Below are 23,483 nucleotides of genomic sequence, written 5' to 3' on the forward strand. Positions count from 1 at the left end.
GAGGGACTAATGACTAATTCACGTGTGGAGAAGCTTAAGGAAATGTGGAAAAATGAGGAGCGCTGGCAAGGAGTAAGCCGCCCTTATACAGCGGAAGAGGTTATCCGTTTGCGCGGATCGATCGATATTGAACATACCCTTGCAAAACATGGGGCAGAAAAATTCTGGAACATCCTTCAAAATGAAACATATGTAAACGCTTTAGGGGCTTTAACGGGGAATCAGGCTGTTCAGCAGGCAAAGGCAGGTCTGAAAGCCGTATACTTAAGTGGTTGGCAGGTCGCAGCAGACGCCAACCTTTCTGGAAACATGTATCCGGATCAAAGTTTGTATCCGGCGAACTCTGTGCCACACGTGGTAAAACGTATAAACTCTGCTCTTCAGCGCGCAGATCAGATTCAGCATTTAGAAGGTGGAAATGAAGTGGATTACTTCTTGCCAATTATAGCGGATGCTGAAGCCGGGTTCGGCGGACAGCTAAACGTATTTGAACTGATGAAAGGCATGATCGAATCTGGCGCTTCCGCTGTTCACTTTGAAGATCAGCTGTCTTCTGAGAAAAAATGCGGACATCTTGGCGGAAAAGTGTTGCTTCCGACTCAGACGGCGGTTCGGAATTTGATTTCGGCTCGCTTGGCAGCTGACGTGATGGGTGTTCCGACTGTGCTGATCGCCCGTACGGACGCTGATGCGGCTGACTTAATTACGAGCGATATCGACCCGGTTGACCAGGAATTTATTACTGGTGAGCGTACAGCTGAAGGATTCTATCGTACAAAAGCTGGTCTGGATCAAGCGATCGCGCGCGGTTTGGCTTATGCGCCATATGCTGATTTAATCTGGTGCGAGACATCTGAACCAAACTTAGAGCAGGCACAAAAGTTTGCGGATGCGATTCATGAACAGTTCCCTGGCAAACTATTAGCCTACAACTGCTCGCCGTCTTTCAACTGGAAAAAGAAGCTGGATAATGCGACGATCGAAACATTCCAACAGCAGCTTGCGGCGATGGGCTACAAGTTCCAGTTCGTAACTTTGGCTGGCTTCCACGCGCTGAACCACAGCATGTTTGAATTAGCAAAAGGCTACAAATCTCGTGGAATGGGTGCATATTCTGAGCTGCAGCAGCGCGAGTTTGATAGCGAAATCGACGGATATACCGCTACCCGCCATCAGCGTGAAGTAGGAACAGGCTACTTTGATGAAGTAACACAGCTCGTTTCCGGTGGTACAGCTTCTACAACAGCATTGAAAGGATCTACAGAAGAAGATCAGTTTCAACAGCAGGAAGCTTAACTTCGTTGTATAGATAGAATAAGTGAATAGGATAAATATAAAGAAAGGACAGGAGACGAGTGGCTCCTGTCCTTTGTTGGTTAGTTTTACGGTACGTGTTCTTTTATTTGTTACACGTCCGCTCAGGCTCATTGGGGTTTCGCTCAAAAACGTCGAGTTACGCTCAAGATCCTCTTGCTACGCTCAAACTGCCTTTAGTTTCGCTCAAAATCTTCCTTTTTCGCTCAAAGTACCCCTTTACATCATAAAAAATGGGGACAGACCCGGGTCTGTCCCCTACTATTTTACTATTAAGCCTTCACGTCCCGCTTTTGGAAGACGGTAAACGTGATTGCGAGCATGACTGCTGTGTAAATCGCTAGCATGCTGATGGAAAACGGAAGAGTTAAATCTTTGATCAGCTGGTTTTGCCCATCAATCAATGTACTGAGGTCCATGTTCGCAAACAGCGTGTAGATGATCCAGTCTTTGTTCGCGAGGAGCATCACGATCGTGTTTCCTGCAAACATCGTGAACATCGCTACACCAATCGCGACAGAGTTACTCATGAAGAGTGTTGAGATCATGAACGATAATGCGACTAGTGCAGTTAATTCAATAAATTCTACACCGATGTTCGCAAATACATATTCTACAACTGTTCGTTCTCTCACTTCCTGACTATCCGTTACGACTAGGTATGTCTGATCAATCCCGCCAAATCCATATGCGAGGCCGCCGACGAGCCATGTTGTCGCAATAACAACAAGCCACATGACAAACGCAAACCCAAGCGTCGCTAGAAACTTCGACAAAAGAATCTTCCATCTGCTGTAAGGACGGATCAGCAGCATCTTAATCGTCCCTTTTGAAAACTCGCTTGATACGATATCACTCGCCACAACGATTACAAACAATCCGATCAAGGATGAAATTGGAGCCATTTCTTTCATGTACTTCCACGTTGTTTTTTCATTGGGCGAAATGTCATTTTCAATGGCATATTCGTTTTGCTTGATGTTTGATTCAAGCATATCAATATAAATTTGATTCTCGTTATTTTTCTTAGCATCTTCCAGTGCTTTCTTATCATCTTCAAGCGTTTGTGTAAGCAATTGCTTCCAGTTATCATTCTCTACTTCTTCAGTCGTCACTTTATCGTAAACCGCGACACCGATAATAATTAAAATAGGAAGTGCGATAAAAATCCACGTTCTGATTCTGCTAAAGATCTTAATCCATTCATTCGTTAACAGGGACAGCCACTTCATTCATATCGCCCCCTTTCTTTGTCATCTCTAAGAATCGCTCTTCAAGCGTCTTCGTTTTGCGTTGGATACCAACTACGAGAACACCAGCAAGCACCAGCTGTTTGTTAATCTCTGCAATCGATTTTACGTCAGAAGTCTGAACGATCAGTTCGTTCCCGCTTTCCGCCACAGCCAGCTCAGGATTCATGTCAGAAAGAACCTGTTTCGCTTGTGTTAAATCGCCTTCGATCTGGAAATGAACCTTCACATCTGCTTCATCTTCCTGATTCGTGATCTCATCGATTCGGACAAGCTTTCCATGCTGAATAATCGCAACACGGTCGCACATCATCTGCATCTCAGCAAGCATATGAGAAGAAACGATAACGGACGTCCCGTTGTTGGCAAGCATACGCAAATAGTTTCTCAAATCATAGATTCCTTGTGGATCAAGACCGTTAGTAGGCTCGTCTAAGATCAACACGTTCGGCTTATGTAAAAGTGCCTGTGCGACACCAAGACGCTGCCTCATTCCAAGTGAATATGTTTTTACTTTGTCGTGAATCGCATACTCTAAGTCTACGAGTTTAATTACTTCATCAATTCTTTCCTTCGTAACGCCAGGCATGATCCGCGCATATTGCATTAAGTTTTTGTAGCCTGACATAAAATCATAAAGCTGCGGGTTTTCAACGATTGCCCCGACTTGTTCCATCGCTTTTTCATAGTTTCCGCGAACATTGGTGCCATTTATAAAAACATCACCGTCCGTGATCGAAATCAGCCCTACAATCATACGGATAGTCGTGGTCTTCCCCGCACCATTAGGCCCAAGCAATCCAAAGATCTCGCCTTCTCTGACAGAGAAAGATAAATCATCAACGATCGTCTTGCTCTTAATCTTTTTCGTCAAATTTTTAAGTTCCAACGTATGTGTCGTCATAGTTCCTCCTATCCTATCTCTCAAACATATCCTGCACTATAGATACGATTAAGAATAGAAAATAGTTTCATAAATTTGTAAAATAATCCATTTTAATGGATAGGGGTGGGGGTAGGGGTCTGACCCCTACCCCCACCCCTATACCTCCTGCTGTTCAAGTTTTGTCATTTTTGTTGATATATAGACGCCGCATATTACAAATACTCCGCCTAATGCTTGGTACCAGGCAAGTTTTTCTTCGATAAATAACACTGCAAAAATGGCAGCAAACACCGGAATCAAGTTAAGAAAAATTCCTGCTTTATTCGGTCCGACTCGTTCTACAGCTGTGTTCCATGACATAAATGCAACAATAGAGGCAAAAACACCTGTATAAAGGATCGTCAATATGGAACCTACCGACCATACAATTTCAGTCGTTCTCGCCTCCTGTATAAAGAAAGGAAGCAGAATAAATATACCAAGAACCATCGAGACCGCAAAGGTGCTGTATCCTGGTAATTTACCGGCATTTTGTTTTACAAGCAACGAATAAATGCTCCAGCAGATAACAGCAGCAATCACAATCATATCCCCTGCGTTAAATGAAAACTTCAGCAAGACATCAAGTGAACCTTGGGAAATAATAATGAGCAGCCCCGCTAATGATAGCACGGTTCCGATGATCTGATTACGGTTCAACCGATCGCCCAGCATGAAAAAAGACAGTATATAAATGATGATTGGTGTTGAAGTATTAACAAGTGATGCATTTATGGAAGTCGTGTAATGAAGAGCGATATATAAAAGCGTGTTAAATCCGGCAACACCAGTGAGTGCCATGAGCAGCACAATCGGCCACTTCTTCTTAACAATTGGCCATTCTTTTTTAATCATCGGCCACACAAACGGCAGAAAGATAAGGAAAGCTGTGCACCAGCGCAAAAAGGACAGTGAAACGGGCGGCAAACTGCTCGTAATCGCCCGTCCGATCACGAAATTTCCTCCCCATATTAAAGTAGCCACAATAAGCAGTACGTATGGATTCACTTTTTTCATCGTAGATCTCACCGCTTTTCTGTAGATTAAGTCTATTTAGCGTGCAATAAGGTCTAAATGCGGATGCATTAGGTCTAGATTCAAAAAATTAAGTCTTCTCAGATATAAATTAGGTCTAATTTGAAATATATAGGTCTTTCGACAAATCTTCTATATTCCTCTTACTATAGCAGTTCTGAATAAGAGCAGTAAAAGTTCTGCTTATCACCAGTAAAATTAGTCAATTCGCCTTAATCTTAAAATTCCAAGCTTTTTCTCTTTAAAAATTCTTCCAATAAGGTACAATTGAAACTAAAATCATTTTAATACTTTACTTCGTTAAGTAAAAGCAGAAGAAAGAAGATGACATGATGAAACCATACCGAACGTATTTGATATTATTCTTTGTTATGATTGCGTGGGGTTTGAACGTAACGGCGACGAAAATTCTCGTTACGAACTTTTTGCCTGTTACCATCACGGGTATCCGTGTGTTAACAGCAGGATTAACCGTATTTCTGCTTCTTTTTTTAATAAAAAAAGGCCGATGGCTGACAAAAAAGGAATTCTGGTACGTTTTTGTTGCCTCACTATTTAATGTTGTTGCCCATCACTATTACTTGTCGATCGGACTGACTGGAACGACTGCTACAAACGGCGGATTGATCATGGGGATGTCGCCGCTTCTCACGACTATTCTGGCTATCCTTTTTATTGGTACACCTTTAACGCCTCTGCGCGGCATTGGTCTTTTGCTAGGATTCACCGGAGTTGCTTTCATCGTCCTTGAAGGCAGTGAGGTTACGGGGATTTCGTTCGGAGATGCTTATATTCTTTTATCAGTACTCACTCAAGCTGTAAGTTTCATCTTGATTAAACGCGTGGCCCACACGCTCGATCCACGCTTGATGACCGGTTATATGATGGTCATCGGTTCGCTGTTCTTGATCGTGATCGGACTATTTGAAGAGCCTGAAGGGTTTGCAGGGATCATTGAGAATTCTACCGTCCCGCTATGGCTGATCTATTTCGCTTCTGCCTGTATCGCAACAGCCGTTGGGCATATGCTTTATAACGAGGCAATCGGAAAAATCGGTGCATCCGAAGCATCGATCTTCATAAACTTAAATCCTTTCTTCGCATTAGTCGGCGCATCACTCTTTTTAAATGAAAAAATCGGATTTCAGCACATCTTAGGCTTTTTACTCATTATCACTGGCGTTCTGTTAGGGTCTGGTGCAGTTGATGAGATCCGAAACCGAAGACTGCGCAAAAAAGATGCCGCCTAAACTTGTAACATAATAATAAATTCACTATCAAATCGCATCGTAATTCGTTGCGATTTTTTTTGCATAAAAGGGGCTACACTTCGTTTTAGAATGCTTTATAGCCTGCCAAAGGATTGAAAGACAATTAAATCGAATAGTTATAAGGGATGGAATTTATCTAAAAAAATGGGGGGGAGTAACCAGATGTTTGAAAAATTTAATTTTGACTTAATTTATCGGGAGCGAGATGACTTCACCCCTCTAGTGGTAATGATGTGTGGTGTGGCTGGTTCTGGGAAAACGACATTCTCACAACTATTAGAAAAAGAAGGCTTTGTACGTCTATCAATTGATGAAGAAATATGGGCTGTGAATGGTCGTTACGGGGTTGATTTCCCACTTGAAAAGATTGAGGAATACAAGAAAGTAGCAGAAAGTAAATTGCGCAATTATTTAATAGAGTTGATTCATGATAAACAACAGGTGGTCATTGACTTCAGTTTTTGGGATCGTGCAAGAAGGGATCAATATAAACAACTTATTGAAAAGGCCGGCGGTAAGTGGCAGCTTATTTATTTAAAAGTTCACCCTGATGATTTGCGTGAACGGCTTAAAATACGGAAAAGACGCTTTGATGCTAATGCGTTCCCTATTACAGAAGAAGTTTTAACTTCCTACCTTAATGGTTTCGAAATACCAAAAGGTGAAGGAGAAATTGTAATTGAAAACTAAACCTATAAAATAAACCGAGCAGACAATAATCTGGTCGGTTTTATTCCTTTACCCTATGAACCTATTATAGATGGATTTCGCTTCTGCCGTATTTTTCGTTCCATGAACGAGCGCACGGCCGTCTTTAAAAAGGACGAATCGGCGGCTGTCACTTTCAACTTCAAGCAAATACGCGTTTCGCCGTACTTTTCCATGAGATACAAGTCTTCTCTCCATCTCTTCCAAGTCGATCTCTCGGTTGTAAGATGGGCGAATCTGGACCGTATCCCTGCCGCATAACACAGCCGTTTTCAATTCAGCCTTTCTTTCTAAATAAGGATACGCCGGATTAGCTCCACAGGATGGACAATCCTCTTTTTTCGCCTTTTCCATTCCCAGCTGCATCTGCTGATTCTCCCAAAGATCAAAGGTTACGATCTTACGTCTAACCGCTTGGAAATCCTCAACGAGTATCTTTAATGCTTCTGCTGTCTGGTAAGCGACCACCATCTGAACCGCTGGCGCAATGATTCCAACCGTATCACACGTTTGGCCGTTCGCCGGAATTTTATCAAGAAGACAGTTCAGGCACGGCCCTTCTCCCGGGAGGATCGTATAGCTGATTCCGTAGCTTCCGACACATGCACCGTAGATCCAGGGCACCTGATATTTTTGAGCCAGATCGTTGATCATGAGCCTCGTCTCGAAGTTATCCGTAGCATCCATAATAAGATCGATTCCCGAGATCAGCTCTTCTGCTTCCTCGATCCCCATATCCATCACATGAGCCTGGATTTCAACATCACGATTGATCATTTGCAGACGGTTTTTGGCAGCAATAACTTTTGGCAGCTGATTCCTTGCATCATCTTCTGAATAAAGCTGCTGACGCTGAAGATTCGTCCAGTCCACATAATCCCGGTCAACGAGGACAATCCTCTTTACTCCTGCACGGGTGAGCGCTTCAGCACTGGATGCACCAAGTGCCCCTGCTCCAACGATCAGCACGCTCTTCTCCCGTAATTTCGTCTGTCCTTTTTTACCTATCGGATTAAAAAGTTCTTGTCTCGAATATCTGTCATTCACTTCACACTCAACCCTTCTAAAGGACTGCACGCTGTTGCCGTTTCTTTTCTCGGGATTCTGCCCGCTTCAAACCCTAGCTGCCCGGCTTCTACAGCCATCTTCATCGCCAGAGCCATCTTCACAGGATCCTTTGCACCTGCGACCGCTGTGTTCAGAAGCACGCCATCTGCCCCAAGCTCCATCGCAATCATCGCGTCACTAGGCGTACCGATTCCGGCGTCCACGATCACCGGGACCTTCGTCTGCTCGATGATAAATTTTAGATAGAGAGGATTAATGATTCCCTGCCCAGAACCGATCGGAGAAGCAGCAGGCATGATCGCATGCGCACCCAGTTCTTCCAGACGTCTCGCCAGCACGACATCATCCGATGTGTAAGGCAGTACAATGAATCCTTCTTTTAGCAGTTCATCTGTCGCTTTTAATGTTTCTACAGGGTCAGGCAGCAGCGTTTTGTCGCAGCCGATTACTTCTACTTTTACCATATCACATAATCCGGATGCTTTCGCCAGTTTTGCAATGCGTACTGCTTCTTCAGCTGTTTTGGCACCCGCCGTGTTTGGCAGCAGGGTGTATTTTTTCAAATCAAGCATCTCCAAAAAGTTTGGCTGACTCGCTTCATAGATGTTCATCCGGCGTACGGCAAACGTTAAAATCTCAGAACCGGAAGCGTCTACCGCTTTTTTCTGTATCTCAAAATCCGGGTACTTTCCTGTTCCTAAAAGCAGTCTTGATGAAAATGAATAAGGTCCAATATGTAACATAAGATCATCCTCCTCCAACAAATCGCACAAGTTCGATTTTGTCGTTTTCTTTTATTTGGGTATTATTTTGTTTTTCGTTCTGGATAATTTCCTCGTTCACTTCTGCGATGATAATCTGGTCGTTCAGTTTCAAATGTTCGAGCAGTTCTTTAACTGATTTCAGTGCATCTGGCACCTGTACTACATCGCCGTTGATTTTAAGTTTCATATAAACGCACCTCACTTTCTATTTGGTCGGCAATTATTTTACCGGTGACGGGTGACAGAAGGATTCCGTTGCGATAATGACCTGCCGCAACATGTAACCCCTCATGCTGCGGATGATGGCCGATATAAGGTTTTCCATCTTTGGTCTGAGGACGAATTCCCGTCCATGCTTTTTCAAACGCGGCTTTATTTAAATCGGGGACCATCTGTTTCGCTCGTTCCATCAATTCAAAAATACCTGCAAACGTAATTTTTTCATCGAATGTATGTGGAACACTTGTGGCACCAACAAAGATTCGGTTGTTTCGTTTTGGCACAAGATAACAGCCGTTGTATTTTACGGTTCCGTGCAGAAGCGGGTCGCTGGTCATAAACGAAATGCATTCGCCTTTTACCGGAACCATCTGGAGTTCAGGCAATAGGTTTGAGCTCCACACGCCGCCTGCTAAAATGACGTGATCTGCAAAAATAGTTTTCGAATCTGTTTCAACACCTTTTACCTTGTTTCCGCTTTGGATGAGTTGAACCGCTTCTGTTTGTTCTTTTACTTCTGTTCCGTAAAACGTTGCGCCTTCCAGGTAAGCTTTTGTCAGTTGTACCGGAGAAACCTGACCGTCATTCGGAAAATAAAGAGCTCCAAGTGCTCTGTTTGAGATGGCTGGCTCCCGTTCTTGCAACTGACTAGACGATAGCCAGCTGACCGTTTCACCCTGAAGTGTATCCCGTTCTGCCCGTTGTTGATGCCGATCACACTCGTCTTCCTTAAAAGCGAGTTCATAGATTCCATTTTCCATGAGTTCGATGTCAATACCGCTAATCTCGTACAGTTCTCGCGACAGATCTCGAAACATCTGCCGACTCATTTTTGCGAGCGGATAGAAAGGATCATCCACATTGAACTCCATTTGTGCGCCAAGCATGCCAGCTGCGGCACTGGATGCTCTCTCTCCGACTTTGCCTTTTTCCAGCAGAAGAACTTTCTTTTGCTTTTTGGATAGCTGATAGGCGATGGAACATCCGATCACACCGCCTCCAATCACAATGGCATCATACGTTAAGCTCATTCCAAACCTCCAATTCGCGTTTGTAATTTTTCGCTGCTTCAAGCGGTGATTCAGCTTCTAAAATTCCAGACATTACGGCAATGCCAGCAGCACCTGTATGAAGAACCTCACAAACGTTTTCCGCCTTAATGCCTCCGATTGCGATAACTGGCACCGATGTTTGCTCTACAATATGATGCAACGGCTCAATACCCCTAGGATCTTGCTCTCGTTTTGATTCTGTCCAGAAAACATGGCCATAAAGGAGGAAATCTGCCCCTTTTTGTTCAGCATTTTGCGCTTCCTCCAAAGAATGGACCGAACAGCCAATCATCATATCTGGAAAAGCTGCCCTGACAAGAGCTGCGTCCAAGCTGTGGTAAGCTAGCTGAACTCCTTTCGTCTGCCAGCAAACAGCCACATCGACACGATCATTTATGATAATTTTACTCATGGGCACGCCGTTTCTTTTAAGCTGTTCGAGCAACTGGGTCAGTTCTTTCGCAGTCTTTGTTTTTTCACGTATGTGAAGAGCTGTTATGTATGTATGGATGTCGCGTGCGATACGGGTGATCTCATCACCAGTTTGCTTGCCGTTTGTGATGACATGCAGTTGTTTTTTCACAATAAAAAAACCACCTCCTTTATGCAGCAAAGAGGTGGTTTCACAAATTTTTAGCGGATAATATCGTTAAAGATCTGTTCCACACACCACTTCCCTACGCTGGTTCTAACCAAATCAGGTTCCAAGGGTCTTAAAGTTCACTTCAATCTCAGCCTTCTAAAAGGCACCCCTAGTGGCAATAAGTATTCATTTTTTATATTTTCATTCTATCGTTTAAGGGCTTACATAACAACCGGTTTTATAACAATAAATACGCGAGTGGAGTCGCTAAGATTAACGCCAACACCGTACGCTGGAACCAGATCAGCACAAGCTTCGGCAAACTGACCGGAATATCCGTTGACAGCACACACGGAATACTTGCTGAAAAGAACAGTATAGAAGCTACAGAAACAACCCCGATTACAAATTTTGTTACAAGTGCTGCTTCGGCAACAAGCAATGCTGGCAGGAACATCTCAGCAACTCCGATTGACGCCGCTTTCGCAGCAAGCATGGCATCCGGAAGCTGAAGCGCCCATGTGATTGGATAGAACACGTAGCCAATCCAGTCAAAAACAGGCGTGTATTCTGCTAACAATAGGCCGATCAGACCAACGCTCATGATCGAAGGCAATATACTCATCGCCATCACGAAGCCGTCTTTTAAGTTGGACCAGATATTAGTCAAAAAAGCAGGAGCGTTCTGTGATGAATCCATCGCATTTCTCCACGCGGTTTGCAGATATTTCTCGGTTACCACTTCCTCAGGGTGACCTTCGCCATCTGAGTACGTATCATCCATTCGGCTTAAAGGACGGATTCGAACCGTAATTGCTGTTACAAGGAATGTCACGACAAGTGTCGTCCAGAAGTAGGTGTTCCACATTTCCATGAGACCGAGCGTGTTTGCCACAACGATCATGAACGTTGCAGAAACGGTAGAGAACCCTGTCGCGATAATGGCCGCTTCTTTCACCGTATACTTTCCTTCTTTAAACACGCGGTTCGTGATCAGAAGGCCAATGGAATAGCTTCCTACAAATGAGGCAACGGCATCAACCGCTGACCTGCCCGGTGTTTTCCAGATGGGCCGCATGATTTTTTGAACGAGCACTCCAATGAACTCCATCAGACCATATCCTACGATAAACGCTAAGAACACCGCTCCGATTGGAACAAGCAATCCTACAGGAATAACGAGTTTTTCGAATAAAAACGGCCCCATGTTCGGGTCGCTTAACCAGCCCGGACCCCATTCAAAATAAAGAAGAACGGCTGCAACCAATCCCACAACTTTTAACAGAGAGAACGTGGTTGTGACCCGGTCTTTGTTCCACGTTTTCGTATAAAAAGGATAAACAGCGCCAAGAAGAATAACGAGCAATGCATAGAGCGGAACGGCTTCACCCGCCGTATCCCTTACCCAAGTCACGAGGTGATCGAGCGGAATAGACGACTTTCCTTTGACCGTAATCGGAATGAAGAACATGAAAATACCAACTGCACTGAACAAAAGAAATTTTAAGGAATGAGACCAGGAACCTGCAGTTTTCACTTCTTTCAACTCCCTTTCCGTGTGATAAGCCCGCCGTGCCAGGCTCTCTCTACAGTTTATCGGGACAAAGTTCGAATTATGCCGAGTCCTGCTTGTACAATTTTTATAAGTTATTTTCCCTTTCTGTACCTTTTCATGTCTGATTATCACGTGTCTAGGGAATAACATTTACATAATCAAAAAACAGGAGTGTTTTGAATGAAGTATTTTATTAACGTTAATAAAAGTGTGGAAGAAGAGTATGGAAAGATGTTTGTTTATGATCCTGACCGCAACAAGGAAAACGAAGATGAACTTGAAGTGCTAAACAACCTGGACGAACAGGATCAAGGCAAGCCTTATATCTTTCCGAAAAGCTTTTTGTTAGAGGTTTCGGCTGAGGATTATGAGAGGTATGCTGAGGTTAAAAAGAGGAATGGAGATGTGGAGTCGGTTACGGAGTCGATTTTGGAAAGATATAAAAGGTAAAGAGCTGCCGAATTTGGCAGCTCTTTTTTCTCTATGAACCAAAGTCTCTGGTCTATGGGTCAAACTAGGTTTCAATGGGTCAAACCTGCCTATCTATGAGTCAAAATGCACGCTCAATGAACCAATTCTATTTCTACGAACCAAACTGGCAGCTCTATGAGTCTAAACTGCCCATTCCCCACTCAAATAGGATGCCTCATGAAGAGACATTCTATTTTTTATGGACGAATAAACATCTGCGTCCAATACGTCTTATAACCTGTTGTACCTTTTATATAACCCACACCGATTTGTGTGAAGTTATCACTCAAGATGTTTGCTTTGTGACCTGTGCTATTCATCCAGCCGGTCATAACGGCACTCGTGGTCGTATAACCTGCGGCAATGTTCTCCCCTGCAGAAGTGTACGAAATGCCAAACTGCTTCATCATATCAAAAGGTGATCCATATGTTGGCGATGTGTGGTCAAAATAATTTTTCACGAGCATGTCACGGGATTTTTCTCTCGCCACATTGCTTAATGTTGGGTTCAAGGCTAACTCTTTCTTACCATAACTTGAACGGTATTTGTTTACGGAAAAGAAGGTTTCAAGCTCATAAACGTTTTGTTTACTGATTGATGCAGTAGACAAATGTGTTTTGTAAGTAGGATCTGCTAGATGAAGTGACCCTGTTTCTTTATAAGTTGCTGTATTCGTACTTCCATTCCAAAGCACGTCATATCCGTATGCTTCTCCAACTAATCGAAGCGGTATGTATGTTCGATTGTTTATGACAACGGGCTTAACGTCAGATTGCTGAATGTAGTATTTATTGCTATATTGCTTTTCTAAAAAAAGTGATTGTGTGTTTAATGCTAGTTTAGCTGTTGTACCATATTTCGATAGCTGTGAGGTAACAGCGTTTGTGTCAGGATTCCACTTCACATCGGCATTCATGGATTCAAAAACCGGTCTCAGCGGAACTAACAATCTATTATTTTGAACAATAGGTTTTGCGTCCGGAAAAACAACACTCTCATTACCGATCTTCACGTTAAAAGATTCTGCAGCTGCGTCTGTGCTGTAGAGCCCTAAGAAAAATAGACTTGCAGCAAGTAGACTCCCCAAAAATTTCATACTCTTCCCCCCTCTAAAATCATATATGAATATAGCATATATACACTTCCAAAAATGCTCAAAACTAGAATAGTAAAGAAAATGTAATGAAAAAAGATGCCGTCGGAATTTTAATCCAGCAGCACCTTCTCTTTACTAGTTTTTAATAATAGTCATCGGAATATCTTTCGTGTTCTTCCCAATTGCCCCGCCGTCATTTTTAAAGATTTCAGATTTGTTTTCTTCTGACGGCTCAATGTGGATGTTCAGCTTGTTCTCTCCATCAGTCAAGTTAACTGTATGCGAGAACATCATGTCATCATTGATCGTGACTGCTTCACCGTTAATCGTCATCACGCCTTCTTTAATCGCATTTCCTTTTAGCGTGATCGTGTCAGATGTTACAGTTTGGCCGTCAGCATGTGATGTTACGACAACCGGCATGTCGATCCAGCGCAGGATCTTATTTTGAACAACCATCTCGTTGCCGCCTTGGTTCGTAACAACAAAGCTCAGGTCCGTTCCTGGTGCGCCGTAGCCGTAGTAGCTCACGTCATCATCGTTTGGGTTAGCTGGCGTGTGGTCAGCAAGCCCTTCTTGATCCCACGAGCTGTTCTTCGCGTACTTGTACGTAATGACTTCGCCTTCTTGCGCTTCAAACGTGTATTCATAATCGTTCGTTACAGCACCACCGCGCGTCATCTTCCACGCACCTGTGTTCCAGCCGTTTTTGCTGCCCGGCATCGTGATATCTACGCCCTGTGGTGTATACGCTGGTGCGTTTACTTTCATCGTTACTTTTACCATCACAAGGTCAGGCATTACGGTTACCGCATTTGACTTCACGCTGTTCCCTGATTTGTCGTAGATGTGCACTTCGTATGAATATGTTTTGCCATTAGTTACGTTCATGTCCTTGTAAGTTGATGAGTTCGTATCCAGGATCTGATCGATCACTTCTCCGTCTCGGACAATGGTGAACAAGTATGGCTCGTTCGCTCCTTCAACTGACCACTTTAAGTTCACTTGTCCAGACTCTTGAGCTGGTTCTTCTAAAGTGACAGAAGATGCCGGAGCTGTTGTGTCGTCACCTTTTGTGAACGTTACGGATTTTGTTTCACTCGTTACCCACGTTCTTCCTAGATCTGTCGAGAACGCGTAGCGGTATTCATACGTTCCTTCGTTAAACGGCAGGAATGTACCGCTGAAACTGTTGAACTCGCCGTTTTGCGTTGTGTAGCTTGCTGGATGTGATGTCCATGTGTCCTTGCCTGGTTCCTTCACTTGAAGTTCGGCTTGCAGACCTTCCGCTAAATCACTTTCTGTTTCACCTTTTATAAAAATGTCAGCTGAAACGTTTTGTGATTTGGAAAGATCGATCACACCGTTTTGAAGCTCCGTTACATTAGCAATCTCATAGTTTCCTTCTTTTAAAGCAACGTGCGGGATTGCTGCATCCGATTCTGTTTTCACAGATTTGTTATTGTTCTTGTCGATCGCAACTACCCCGAAATAGTATTTGCGGCCGTTATCTAAGCCATCAATTTTGATAGAATTACCTTTTGTCTCTGCGACCTTTTCATAAAAAGCCCCAGAGATTGTCGTTTGGTAGACTGCATAACTTCTCGCGTCGCCTTCCCATGTCAGCGATACTGAGTGGCTAGCTTCCGTTGCCTTCACGTTCGTTACCGCTTCAGGACTCTTTAAGATCTGTCCTTTGTCTGACACGAGCATGCGTCCGCTCATCGCAGGAACGGTTACTGTCAGCTTGCCGTCTTTCACGCTTGCTTTGTATGTTTTATCGAGCTGATCAGTCAGCTTCACGTTGTTTACGATCAGCTTTTTCACATCTAGCTCAACTGTTTTTTCTTCACTGCCGCGGTTTGTGATCACTACCGCTGCGTTCTTTTTGTCAGTACGTGTGTATGTCAGCACGTCTTTTTCAGCGTATAAGTGATTTAACTCACCATAGCTGAACAGATTATGATAGTAAGCACGAACTTTACCGATTTCTTGATAATGCTTCACAAGTTCCTTATCTTCAGAACCCCACGGATATGTTCTGCGGTCATCGGGATCCTTTGAGCCTGTAACGCCAGCTTCATCTCCATAATAAACGGTCGGCGCTCCGGCATAGCCCATCTGTAAAATCGCCGCAAGCTTCAGACGCTTCACGCCAAGCTCATGGTTATAATTCGGATCCAGCTCAGCACGTTCGTAGGAGTCTGTACCGTTTCCAAGCACAAAAGCAGCACGAGGTGTATCGTGCGATCCCATCAAGTTCATGAGCGCGTAGAATGCTTCCTGCGGGTAATCTTCAAAAACAGCGTTCAGCTGATCTTCAGCACCCTTTGCGTTCCCGTTCTTTAAGTAGTCGATCATCGCACCGCGGAAACGGTAGTTCATTACAGAGTCGTAAAGATCGCCAAGGAAGTATTCAGACGCATCATCCCAGATCTCGCCAAGGATCAACGGATCGTCCTTCTTGCCTTCTTTTAGTTCGTCACGGAACTCTCTCCAAAACTCGGTATCTACTTCGTTCGCTACATCCAAGCGCCAGCCTGATGCACCGCGGTCCAGCCAAGATTTTGCCGCAGAATCTTCGTCATACATGATATAGTCCGCGAATGGCTTGTTATTTAACTCAGAATCATAGTCTACTGCTTCACCTGGAATCGATTTGATCTCTGGAAGTGAATCGAATCCCCACCACGCTTGGTATTTATAGACACCGTTCACTTTTTCGTTCTCGATGTTAAACCAGTTGTGGAAGCCGTATGAACTGAATTTCTGTCCTTCTGCTGTGAACTTCTCTTCAGTTTGTTTCTTCGCTTCTTCTTCTGTTAAGCCTTGCTCGTTCATAAGATCATAAATGCTTGCCCAATATTCGTAAGCACCAACCGTGTCGTATTTTCCGTAACGGTCAAAATAGATCGAGTCGTCACCAACGTGGTTGAACACGCCGTCTAAGATCAGGTGCATCTTGCGTTTTTTCAGTTCTTTTGTAAAAGCTTTGAATTCTTCAGGTGTTCCAAACATCGGATCGATCGCCTTGTAGTCTGTCGCATCGTACTTATGGTTCGATGCAGCATGTGCGATCGGGTTCAAGTAAAGTGTGTTCACGCCAAGAGATTGAATGTAGTCTAGCTTCTTTTGGACACCGGCAATGTCACCGCCAAAGAAATCGTTCGACCAGATCTCGTCGCCTTCGTATCCTTCTGTTTCAGCTTGACGCGGGTTGTCCGGAAGCTCACTCCACTCTTGATGTTCGATAGGTTCTTCCCCGCGCGCTGTTGTTTTTGCTGTATCGTTCTTTTTGTTGCTATTGAAAAAACGGTCAGGGAAAATCTGATAAACAACAGACTCTTTCATCCAGTCTGGCGTTTTATAAGAAGGATCGTAAACGGTCATTTGGAAAAGACCAGCGTTCGTGTCAGCAACCGCACCTTTTCCGCCTTCCGCAGTGTCCTCACCGTATTCTTTTACAGCGTCTCCATCACGTGCCGTAAATTTATATCCGTAAACACCTTTTTCCTCAGGTGTAACCGTAGCTTCCCAAAGCTCGATCTCTTCACCGTTAACCGTTGTCCATCCACCGTTCTCCATATCTTTTACGGTCGTGCTGCCAGAGTTGTAGTTTCGGAGGTAAAGTTTCGCGCCAGTCAGGTCGCCTTTTTTCGTTTGAAGGCGCAGTGTTACGGCTTCACCTGCTTTGATCGCCCCAAATGGTGCACGGAATGCTTCGTTCCACGTATCATGGTACAGCTTGTCCCCGTTCACACTGCCGTCCGGCAATCCAGCATCATAGTTGGTATACACTTCTTTTGTGTCATGGTTATAAAAGAACGTAATTTCAGCGTCTTTTATGACGTTTAGTACAAAGTTGTCGGCTGGATAAGCAGGCGCATTCCAGTCGTTTCCGAGAACAATTTTAAACTCGTGCTTCCCTTTTGGCACTTGTGTTGTATATGTGTAGATACTGTCTAAATCTTCATCTTGTAAAAGTGCCGTGGATTCTCCTGGTGACCATTCACCGCCAGCACCGATATCAGGCTGGATGTCGCCGACGATACGCGGAGTCTGTTCCGCTGGAAGTGGTTCAGGAATTGTAACTTTATGCGTCGTGTCGTCATACATAAACGTTACCTCTTTTTCAGAATCCAGAGTAAGTTTGTAGTTGTCACCACCCGCTTTTCCATCAACGCCATAGTTCTCATCCCAAGAACCGTTGATGGCGATCTTGTATTCATAACTGCCTGCAGGCAATGTTCCTGTAAGCTTGTACTTTCCATTTGGCTGTAGCTCCATCTTCGTTGCAGGATCTGCTGGATTCCACTCTCCAGATCCGCCAAGTTCGTCTTGCAGGCTGCCAACGAGTGTCACCGTTCTTTCTTCAGCTGTCGTTTTCGCTGGCTGTATAAGCAGTGCAGATGCAAACGTTTGCAAAATCATCGTAAATAATAAAAGCCATGATACTGCGTAACGCGATTGTTTCTTCCTCACTTTGTATCCCCCTTTTTAAAATGTTGTGCAAATAAGTGAAAGCGTTTGCACAAATGCATTTAAGTTAGCGCTTTCATTTCAATTATTATCCCATGTTTTCTTATATTGGAAAATGCGCCATTCGGCTGATAAGACTGTAAATAAATAGGTAAATATTCTTATTTTCCTTTAAAACCTTTTATCTAATTAATTTCTAACCGATATAAAGCATGAATTACGCACACTGGAAACGTAAAAGGATAAAGGCAAACCTATGGAAACATAGCGACGCAAAGCTAAAGGGGCTTCTGCACACCGTGTAATGCCAGCCAGCTGCGATCGTAAAAATGACCGTGGAAACGAAGAAAAAGGTAAAGAGAAAGAAAATAAAGGCAAGAACAAAGAATAATAATGAACCCTTCCGAAAACTTATGGAAGGGTTTTTTACTTATAATCGCACGTTATTTTATAAAATCACACGTTAGCAACCTGGAATCGCACATTAAAATGAAAAATCGCACGTTAATTAAGAGATACACGATTTTTGACACTAGGTTTCATTACCGGCAACCTCGCTCCCTCCAAAAAATAAAACACCAGGTCCTCTCTGGAAGGTAGAGGCCTGGTCCGTTTTTATATCTTATTCAGCTGACTCCTCAGTTGATTCCTCATCTGTTGTAGTTTCTTCAGTAGAACCTTCTTCTGTTGATGTTTCCTCGTCTTGGGTTTCAGTTTCTTCCGTATTTGTTTCTTCTTCCGTGTTGTCTTCCTGATTGTTACATGCAGTGATTAACATAATTGCCAAAAGAGATGCTCCGATTTTCGCCATAAACGTTTTGCTCATCTTAAATTGCTCCCTTCGGATTTTCATTATGATTTGCATGAGTACGGGATTTCTTTGTCCCTGCTCAGAATATATCACGAAAAAAAACCGAAAAGACGGAATTTACCAAGTCATAACGGAGACTTTACACTTTCTGTATAATGTTAATATTTGCTTTACAAATGTTCTTATCATTCACTTTTTAATAGCTGATCCATTCTTGCGGCTGCATCATCTAAAGTTGTCTCAATGTCCTGTTCATGAAAAATAATAGCTTCCATCGCTTTCGTATAAATATTTTCCATACGGGACCAGCTTTTTACTGGCGGACGCAGACGGGCGTTTTCCAGCCCTTCCACATACGCCTTCATATAAGGCGTTTTTAACATCGCTGAAGAATTAGCAGCTTCTTTATTGGCAGGGAGGATACCCGAATTAAACATGCGCAGCTGTATGTCTTTACTTGTCATCCAGTTCATAAACGTCCATGAAGCGTCTTTATGTTCTGTCCCTTTCATGATCACGAGGTTTTCACCCCCAAGTATTGATCCTTTTCCTTGCTGATCTACCGGAAAAGGAGCAGGAATCGTTACGTTCATGAGTTGTTCCACAGTGTAATAAGAAGTGGATAGCACACTGTAAAACCATGGTCCATCTTCCGCCATAAACGCCTGTCCCTGAAGGATCGAGTTCCATGTATCAACCGATCCAGCTGTAAAGTTTGGCGCAAACAGTCCTTTTTCTTTCCAGCCTTTTATCGTTTTTATCGCCTGAATACTTTCTTCGCTGTTAAAATATCCAGTTGCTTCCGTATAATCACCGTTTGTTAACATGCCGCCAAGTCCCCAGAAGAAAGGAAGGCTATCCCACCCATTCACTCCTTTCATCCCAATATATGCTTTTCCCTGTTTTTTTTCAGCAAGCTTTAAGAAATCCTCCATTGTTTCAGGAGGCTTCTCAAAACCTGCTCTGCGAAGGGATAATTTGTTGTATATCGCTGCTTTGGTGGTGATATTAACGGGAAGTCCGTAGTATAGTCCGTTGTAAAAATTGGTTTGGAGTGCATTTGCATATAATGTTTTTTTCTTGTGATTAAAACCCGTAAAATGATCCAGAGGTTCGAGCAACCCCAGGGAAGCGAATTCCGGAACCCAGGCAATATCAATCCTTACTACATCCGGGGCTTGTCCTGAGGATCCTTTTGATATAAGAGCGGATTTTAAATGCTCATTGTATGGCTGCCTGACGGATGTAATTTTTATGTTCGGGTACTTTTTTTGAAAAAGCGGCAGCAGATCTTCCTCGAACACCCTCGTCTCTTCATCACTGTATGTGTGCCAAAAGACAAGCTCTTCTACTTTCTCTTTTTTATCGAGAGCAGGAACGGTGTCTTTGTTATTAATAATCTGATCAGAGCAGCCGTTTAGAAGTAAAGCTAAACAAAAAAACAAAAGCATTTTGTAACCATACCTTTTTTGTTTAACCATACGTAACCTCCTCTGCTCTGTTTTATTGGTGCGCTTTTTCCCGAAACTCAACTGGACTGAAACCTGTAAGCTTTTTAAAGAGTTTGCTGAAATACTTTACATCATTAAATCCGGATTTGTGTGCGACCTCATATACTTTTAATGAAGTATTGGCCAGCAGGTCTTCTGCCTTTTTAATCCGCAATGAGATGACATAATCGATGAAGTTTTGATCCATGTATTTTTTGAATAATAGACTGAAATAATTTTTGCTTATATAACTGTAGTCCGCCATTTTTTGCAGGGTTAGATCGGATGTGTAATTTTGCTTGATATAATGCAATGCTTTTTCCATAAGATGCTGATGGGAGGTCAAGGAATCAAATGATACAGGGTGTTCTACGTCCCATTGTGCGATTGTCGCATAAAGGAGCGCTTTAAGCTCTTCCACTGTTTCTGTATGAGTGAGCTCATCCATTTTCTGCAGAAGAATCGGAATATCTACTTTCCTTTGAAAAAGGATGCTTAACATCTGACCCGCTTCACGTTTTACTCTATCAGGTGCCGCCGACCTTTTTTCCCATTCAGCGATCCATTCTTCTTTTATAAGCTCTATTTTTACGCTATCACTTTCACCGACAGCTTCTTTCAACGAAGTTTGATAACCGTTAGTCTTACTCTCTTCCTCTAAAAAGTCAGCAGCATACGGATAGCATTCATTTGAAACGTCATAAAAATGATGATCACACGCTTCTTTCGCCTGATAAAAACACGTATTAAACTGAGTGGCCTCTTCCCCTGTCTGGTAACCAAAAAGCAGGGTGATGCCCGTTTCCCCTTCGAGCTTGTTTTTTACATGATGCAGACCGTTCTCTAATTCCTTCTCATGAGGCAGAACTAGAACAACGTCAGAATTATAAAGAGAAAACATCGTACCTGTATCAAAAAATCTGTAAAAGACATCGACCACTTCTTCTGCTTTAATCCCAGCAAAAAGATATCCGTATTTTTCTGCAAGCTCTTTTCTTTTATGAATTCTTCCATATGCGATGACAAAGCCTTTTTGAAACACGGAGTTCCATTTCACGGGATCTGGCCGATGTTCATTTGTAGCCAGCGTCAGCTTCAGTTCCTGTTCCAATTCTTTTCGGTGAAGCCCTTTTTGGGTCTCTCTATGCTCATGAAGATCATGCTGAATCTTTTGTTCCTGCTCAATAAGCAGTGCGCATTTTTCAATCAACTGAAGCAGATCTTCCGGCTCTAATGTTGGTTTTAGCAAGTAATCAACCGCACCAAGCTTGAGACCTTCTCTTACATAATTAAAATCGCTGTAGCTGCTGATGAAAATGATCTTTAGGGAAGGATGGATGTCTAACGCAAGTCTGGCCAGCTCTAATCCGTCCATTACTGGCATCTTAATATCTGTGATCAGGATATCAGGACATTGCTTCTTAAAAAATCCGAGCGCTTCTTTCCCGTTTGCAAAAGCACCTGTTAGTTCGTACTTGCCGTCATCGAGCGGTATCGATGCTTTTAATCCATAACGAATAACAGGCTCATCATCCACAATCATGACTTTATACATGACCTTCACCTTCCTTTAACGGATAGAGCAACAGTGTGATCTGTGTTCCCGTCCCTTTTTGGCTTTCAACGATCATTGTTGATTTTGGCGAGTAATAAAGCTTAATACTTTCGTACACATGCGAGAGTCCAATCCCTATAAAAGCATTCTGTATAGACGTTGCCATATCTTTGACTTGTTTTAATTTTGACGGATCAAATCCATTGCCGTTATCCGTAATGGTAAATTTCATCGCTCCCTTTTCCTCTTCTTCTGCTTTTAATTGGATCAGCCCGACTTTATCCGTTGGAACGATGCCATGGAAGATCGCATTTTCCACGATAGGCTGCAGCAGCATTCTCGGAATCCGAAAATCCAGAAGCGTTTCAGCAATATCGATATCCATCTTAAATTCCCGATCATATCTGATTTTCAGAATCACTAAGTATTTTTCTAAAATATCTAGTTCCTCTTTAACGGTAATGAAGTTTCCCTTCTTGCCCATGTTCGCTTCAAGCAGCCGCGTTAATGCCGAGATCGCTTCATTCGCCTTTTCGTTCTGCTTAAACTGGATCAGCCATTTGATCGTGCTTAACGTGTTAAAGAGAAAATGAGGATTGATGCGGTTCTTGATCGCCCTTAGCTCTGCCTGCTGTTTTTTACTCCGTTCATCTTTAACACTTGCCATTAACTCTTCTATTCGGTCGATCATCGTGTTGAACTGATTGCTCATCAGTCCGATCTCATCACCAGAGATAACGTTTGTGCGTGCTTTTAAGTTCCCTTTTTCAACACTTCTCATTTGTGTCGTCAGCTGTTTGATCGGGTTTGTAATCTTCCCTGCGATAAATAGTCCGATCAGAATGGCCGCAATGGCCAATCCGAGCGAGGATAGCAGCACGAGACGGTGCAGCTTCTCCATCTGCCCTGTTATCTCGTGGATCGGCACGGTCCCCACGATCATCCAGCCATTGCTCAACTGCTGCTTAACACCGTAATAATTCGTGTCGTTATGTACATATTCAAATTCTGCTCTCTCATTTTGGACGACCGATCGAAACAGATCATTATTCTTAAGCTTGCTTCCAACCAGGGAGATATCCGGATGGATCATAATTTCTCCTTCTTCGTTCACGACAAAGAATTTTCCCGTCTTGCCAAGCTTCAGCTGATCAATCTTGGATAGGATATTCTTCCCATCCAGATTCACTAAAATATAGCCGATATTATTAAGCGTTTCAAAATCCTTTAGGACGCGGCCTACCGGCAGGACAAGCTCTGTATTGTCTCCGCCTCCGCTGTATCTGTCTTTTTGGAGACCCATCCAGACAAGCTTACCGTCTTTTTCTTGTGCCTCCCTCAGCCATTTTAGCTCTGACTTTCGTTCATTGTTCCATTTATAAAAAGAGAATGTACCGCTTCCCCAGCTCGTATTTTCTTCCTGCAGCACATATATAATTTTTATGAAGGAGCTCGAAAAAACATAGTTATTCAATTTGTCTGTCAGAATCCTATTGTTTTCTTGCTTTTCAATGTTTGCTACAGAGGCATCTGTATCCATTTTAACAGTTTGCTGAACAGCAGGATCCGCGTATACCAGTTCCGAAGTATCACTGCCAACCGTAAAGATATACGAGAGTGTGTTTGCTGCTTGTTTTGTAATTTGAAGAGAGGATTCGCGGACATTCTTTTTAATGATTGCAGAAGAGGAGTTGTAATAAAAAAAGCTTAAGAAAAAGGCTGGAATTAAGATCACGACCAAGAATGCTGCGATTAGCTTTACAGCAATACTTTGTTTTTGCCACGTGTGTCGGATCATCTTTCCAGCCCCTCATTTGTAAGACTATCAATTTATGA

19 protein-coding genes and 2 riboswitches are annotated in these 23,483 nt (G+C 43.2%); of the genes, 4 read left to right on the forward strand and 15 right to left on the reverse strand.

The genetic code is table 11. The features are described from left to right. Positions 1-9 precede the first annotated feature (9 nt). Positions 10-1,296 carry an isocitrate lyase gene (gene aceA, locus ABE41_RS18735; RefSeq protein ID WP_066293723.1) on the forward strand — a complete coding sequence of 429 codons (1,287 nt, stop codon included), beginning with the start codon at positions 10-12 and terminating at the stop codon, positions 1,294-1,296. 290 nt (positions 1,297-1,586) lie between these two features. Here aceA and ABE41_RS18740 read toward each other — a convergent pair whose 3' ends face one another. The 3 genes from ABE41_RS18740 to ABE41_RS18750 form a co-directional block, all read right to left on the reverse strand. Further along, a complete protein-coding gene (locus tag ABE41_RS18740; protein ID WP_066293726.1) occupies positions 1,587-2,546 on the reverse strand; it encodes an ABC transporter permease in 960 nt (319 codons plus the stop codon). Beyond that, positions 2,518-3,468, reverse strand: coding sequence for an ABC transporter ATP-binding protein (locus ABE41_RS18745; protein WP_066293729.1), 951 nt, complete (start codon positions 3,466-3,468; stop codon positions 2,518-2,520). Before ABE41_RS18745 ends, ABE41_RS18740 begins: the two co-directional genes overlap by 29 nt. A gap of 138 nt (positions 3,469-3,606) precedes the next feature. Further along, positions 3,607-4,506 carry a DMT family transporter gene (locus ABE41_RS18750; RefSeq protein WP_066293731.1) on the reverse strand — a complete coding sequence of 300 codons (900 nt, stop codon included), beginning with the start codon at positions 4,504-4,506 and terminating at the stop codon, positions 3,607-3,609. A gap of 347 nt (positions 4,507-4,853) precedes the next feature. Between ABE41_RS18750 and ABE41_RS18755 the strand changes: the two genes are divergently transcribed. Both ABE41_RS18755 and ABE41_RS18760 read left to right on the forward strand, forming a co-directional pair. Then, positions 4,854-5,774: a DMT family transporter gene (locus ABE41_RS18755; protein WP_367642127.1), complete on the forward strand. Its 921-nt coding sequence runs from the start codon at positions 4,854-4,856 to the stop codon at positions 5,772-5,774. Between the two features lie 183 nt (positions 5,775-5,957). Continuing rightward, positions 5,958-6,485 (forward strand): P-loop nucleotide/nucleoside kinase family protein, encoded by a 528-nt coding sequence (locus ABE41_RS18760; RefSeq protein ID WP_066293738.1) that lies wholly within the window; start codon positions 5,958-5,960, stop codon positions 6,483-6,485. A 48-nt stretch (positions 6,486-6,533) separates the two neighbouring features. Here ABE41_RS18760 and ABE41_RS18765 read toward each other — a convergent pair whose 3' ends face one another. The 6 genes from ABE41_RS18765 to ABE41_RS18790 form a co-directional block, all read right to left on the reverse strand. Beyond that, entirely contained in the window at positions 6,534-7,550 is a 1,017-nt protein-coding gene (locus tag ABE41_RS18765) for a MoeB/ThiF family adenylyltransferase (RefSeq protein WP_066293741.1), read from the reverse strand. Beyond that, positions 7,547-8,314 carry a thiazole synthase gene (locus tag ABE41_RS18770; RefSeq protein WP_066293751.1) on the reverse strand — a complete coding sequence of 256 codons (768 nt, stop codon included), beginning with the start codon at positions 8,312-8,314 and terminating at the stop codon, positions 7,547-7,549. The genes ABE41_RS18765 and ABE41_RS18770 overlap by 4 nt, the downstream gene beginning before the upstream one ends. Positions 8,315-8,318: 4 nt before the next feature. Next, positions 8,319-8,522, reverse strand: coding sequence for a sulfur carrier protein ThiS (thiS, locus tag ABE41_RS18775; RefSeq protein ID WP_066293753.1), 204 nt, complete (start codon positions 8,520-8,522; stop codon positions 8,319-8,321). Continuing rightward, a complete protein-coding gene (thiO, locus tag ABE41_RS18780) occupies positions 8,512-9,585 on the reverse strand; it encodes a glycine oxidase ThiO (RefSeq protein ID WP_066293759.1) in 1,074 nt (357 codons plus the stop codon). Before thiO ends, thiS begins: the two co-directional genes overlap by 11 nt. Further along, positions 9,569-10,189 carry a thiazole tautomerase TenI gene (tenI, locus tag ABE41_RS18785; RefSeq protein ID WP_066293763.1) on the reverse strand — a complete coding sequence of 207 codons (621 nt, stop codon included), beginning with the start codon at positions 10,187-10,189 and terminating at the stop codon, positions 9,569-9,571. The genes thiO and tenI overlap by 17 nt, the downstream gene beginning before the upstream one ends. 74 nt (positions 10,190-10,263) lie before the next feature. Beyond that, a riboswitch (TPP riboswitch) is annotated at positions 10,264-10,370 on the reverse strand. A gap of 57 nt (positions 10,371-10,427) precedes the next feature. Further along, positions 10,428-11,726, reverse strand: coding sequence for a YjiH family protein (locus ABE41_RS18790; protein WP_253805390.1), 1,299 nt, complete (start codon positions 11,724-11,726; stop codon positions 10,428-10,430). Positions 11,727-11,924: 198 nt separating this feature from the next. On the opposite strand from ABE41_RS18790, the gene ABE41_RS18795 reads away from it, so the two are divergent. Then, complete coding sequence (locus ABE41_RS18795) at positions 11,925-12,194, forward strand: hypothetical protein (protein ID WP_066293766.1); 270 nt, start codon at positions 11,925-11,927, stop codon at positions 12,192-12,194. 218 nt (positions 12,195-12,412) lie between these two features. Here the strand turns inward: ABE41_RS18795 and ABE41_RS20815 are convergent, their stop codons facing one another. The 6 genes from ABE41_RS20815 to ABE41_RS18825 form a co-directional block, all read right to left on the reverse strand. Next, complete coding sequence (locus tag ABE41_RS20815; RefSeq protein WP_216637405.1) at positions 12,413-13,312, reverse strand: stalk domain-containing protein; 900 nt, start codon at positions 13,310-13,312, stop codon at positions 12,413-12,415. Positions 13,313-13,447: 135 nt separating this feature from the next. Beyond that, a complete protein-coding gene (locus tag ABE41_RS18805; protein ID WP_066293768.1) occupies positions 13,448-17,794 on the reverse strand; it encodes an alpha-amylase family glycosyl hydrolase in 4,347 nt (1,448 codons plus the stop codon). A gap of 234 nt (positions 17,795-18,028) precedes the next feature. Next, positions 18,029-18,114: riboswitch (cyclic di-GMP riboswitch) on the forward strand. A 299-nt stretch (positions 18,115-18,413) separates the two neighbouring features. Then, entirely contained in the window at positions 18,414-18,617 is a 204-nt protein-coding gene (locus ABE41_RS18810; protein WP_066293770.1) for a hypothetical protein, read from the reverse strand. A 170-nt stretch (positions 18,618-18,787) separates the two neighbouring features. Further along, a complete protein-coding gene (locus tag ABE41_RS18815; RefSeq protein ID WP_066293771.1) occupies positions 18,788-20,083 on the reverse strand; it encodes an extracellular solute-binding protein in 1,296 nt (431 codons plus the stop codon). 22 nt (positions 20,084-20,105) lie between these two features. Then, a complete protein-coding gene (locus ABE41_RS18820) occupies positions 20,106-21,647 on the reverse strand; it encodes a response regulator (protein ID WP_066293772.1) in 1,542 nt (513 codons plus the stop codon). Beyond that, positions 21,640-23,445 (reverse strand): sensor histidine kinase, encoded by a 1,806-nt coding sequence (locus ABE41_RS18825; protein WP_066293775.1) that lies wholly within the window; start codon positions 23,443-23,445, stop codon positions 21,640-21,642. Before ABE41_RS18825 ends, ABE41_RS18820 begins: the two co-directional genes overlap by 8 nt. Between the last annotated feature and the right edge of the window lie 38 nt (positions 23,446-23,483).

It is taken from the genome of Fictibacillus arsenicus, assembly GCF_001642935.1.
Taxonomy (GTDB): domain Bacteria; phylum Bacillota; class Bacilli; order Bacillales; family Fictibacillaceae; genus Fictibacillus; species Fictibacillus arsenicus_B.

Bases quoted from the DNA above. Each gene is read 5' to 3' on its own strand.
- aceA (WP_066293723.1), top strand. From the start codon at position 10: ATGACTAATTCACGTGTGGAGAAGCTTAAGGAAATGTGGAAAAATGAG.
- ABE41_RS18740 (WP_066293726.1), bottom strand. From the start codon at position 2,546: ATGAAGTGGCTGTCCCTGTTAACGAATGAATGGATTAAGATCTTTAGC.
- ABE41_RS18745 (WP_066293729.1), bottom strand. From the start codon at position 3,468: ATGACGACACATACGTTGGAACTTAAAAATTTGACGAAAAAGATTAAG.
- ABE41_RS18750 (WP_066293731.1), bottom strand. From the start codon at position 4,506: ATGAAAAAAGTGAATCCATACGTACTGCTTATTGTGGCTACTTTAATA.
- ABE41_RS18755 (WP_367642127.1), top strand. From the start codon at position 4,854: ATGATGAAACCATACCGAACGTATTTGATATTATTCTTTGTTATGATT.
- ABE41_RS18760 (WP_066293738.1), top strand. From the start codon at position 5,958: ATGTTTGAAAAATTTAATTTTGACTTAATTTATCGGGAGCGAGATGAC.
- ABE41_RS18770 (WP_066293751.1), bottom strand. From the start codon at position 8,314: ATGTTACATATTGGACCTTATTCATTTTCATCAAGACTGCTTTTAGGA.
- thiS (WP_066293753.1), bottom strand. From the start codon at position 8,522: ATGAAACTTAAAATCAACGGCGATGTAGTACAGGTGCCAGATGCACTG.
- thiO (WP_066293759.1), bottom strand. From the start codon at position 9,585: ATGAGCTTAACGTATGATGCCATTGTGATTGGAGGCGGTGTGATCGGA.
- ABE41_RS18795 (WP_066293766.1), top strand. From the start codon at position 11,925: ATGAAGTATTTTATTAACGTTAATAAAAGTGTGGAAGAAGAGTATGGA.
- ABE41_RS20815 (WP_216637405.1), bottom strand. From the start codon at position 13,312: ATGAAATTTTTGGGGAGTCTACTTGCTGCAAGTCTATTTTTCTTAGGG.
- ABE41_RS18810 (WP_066293770.1), bottom strand. From the start codon at position 18,617: ATGAGCAAAACGTTTATGGCGAAAATCGGAGCATCTCTTTTGGCAATT.
- ABE41_RS18815 (WP_066293771.1), bottom strand. From the start codon at position 20,083: ATGGTTAAACAAAAAAGGTATGGTTACAAAATGCTTTTGTTTTTTTGT.
- ABE41_RS18820 (WP_066293772.1), bottom strand. From the start codon at position 21,647: ATGTATAAAGTCATGATTGTGGATGATGAGCCTGTTATTCGTTATGGA.
- ABE41_RS18825 (WP_066293775.1), bottom strand. From the start codon at position 23,445: ATGATCCGACACACGTGGCAAAAACAAAGTATTGCTGTAAAGCTAATC.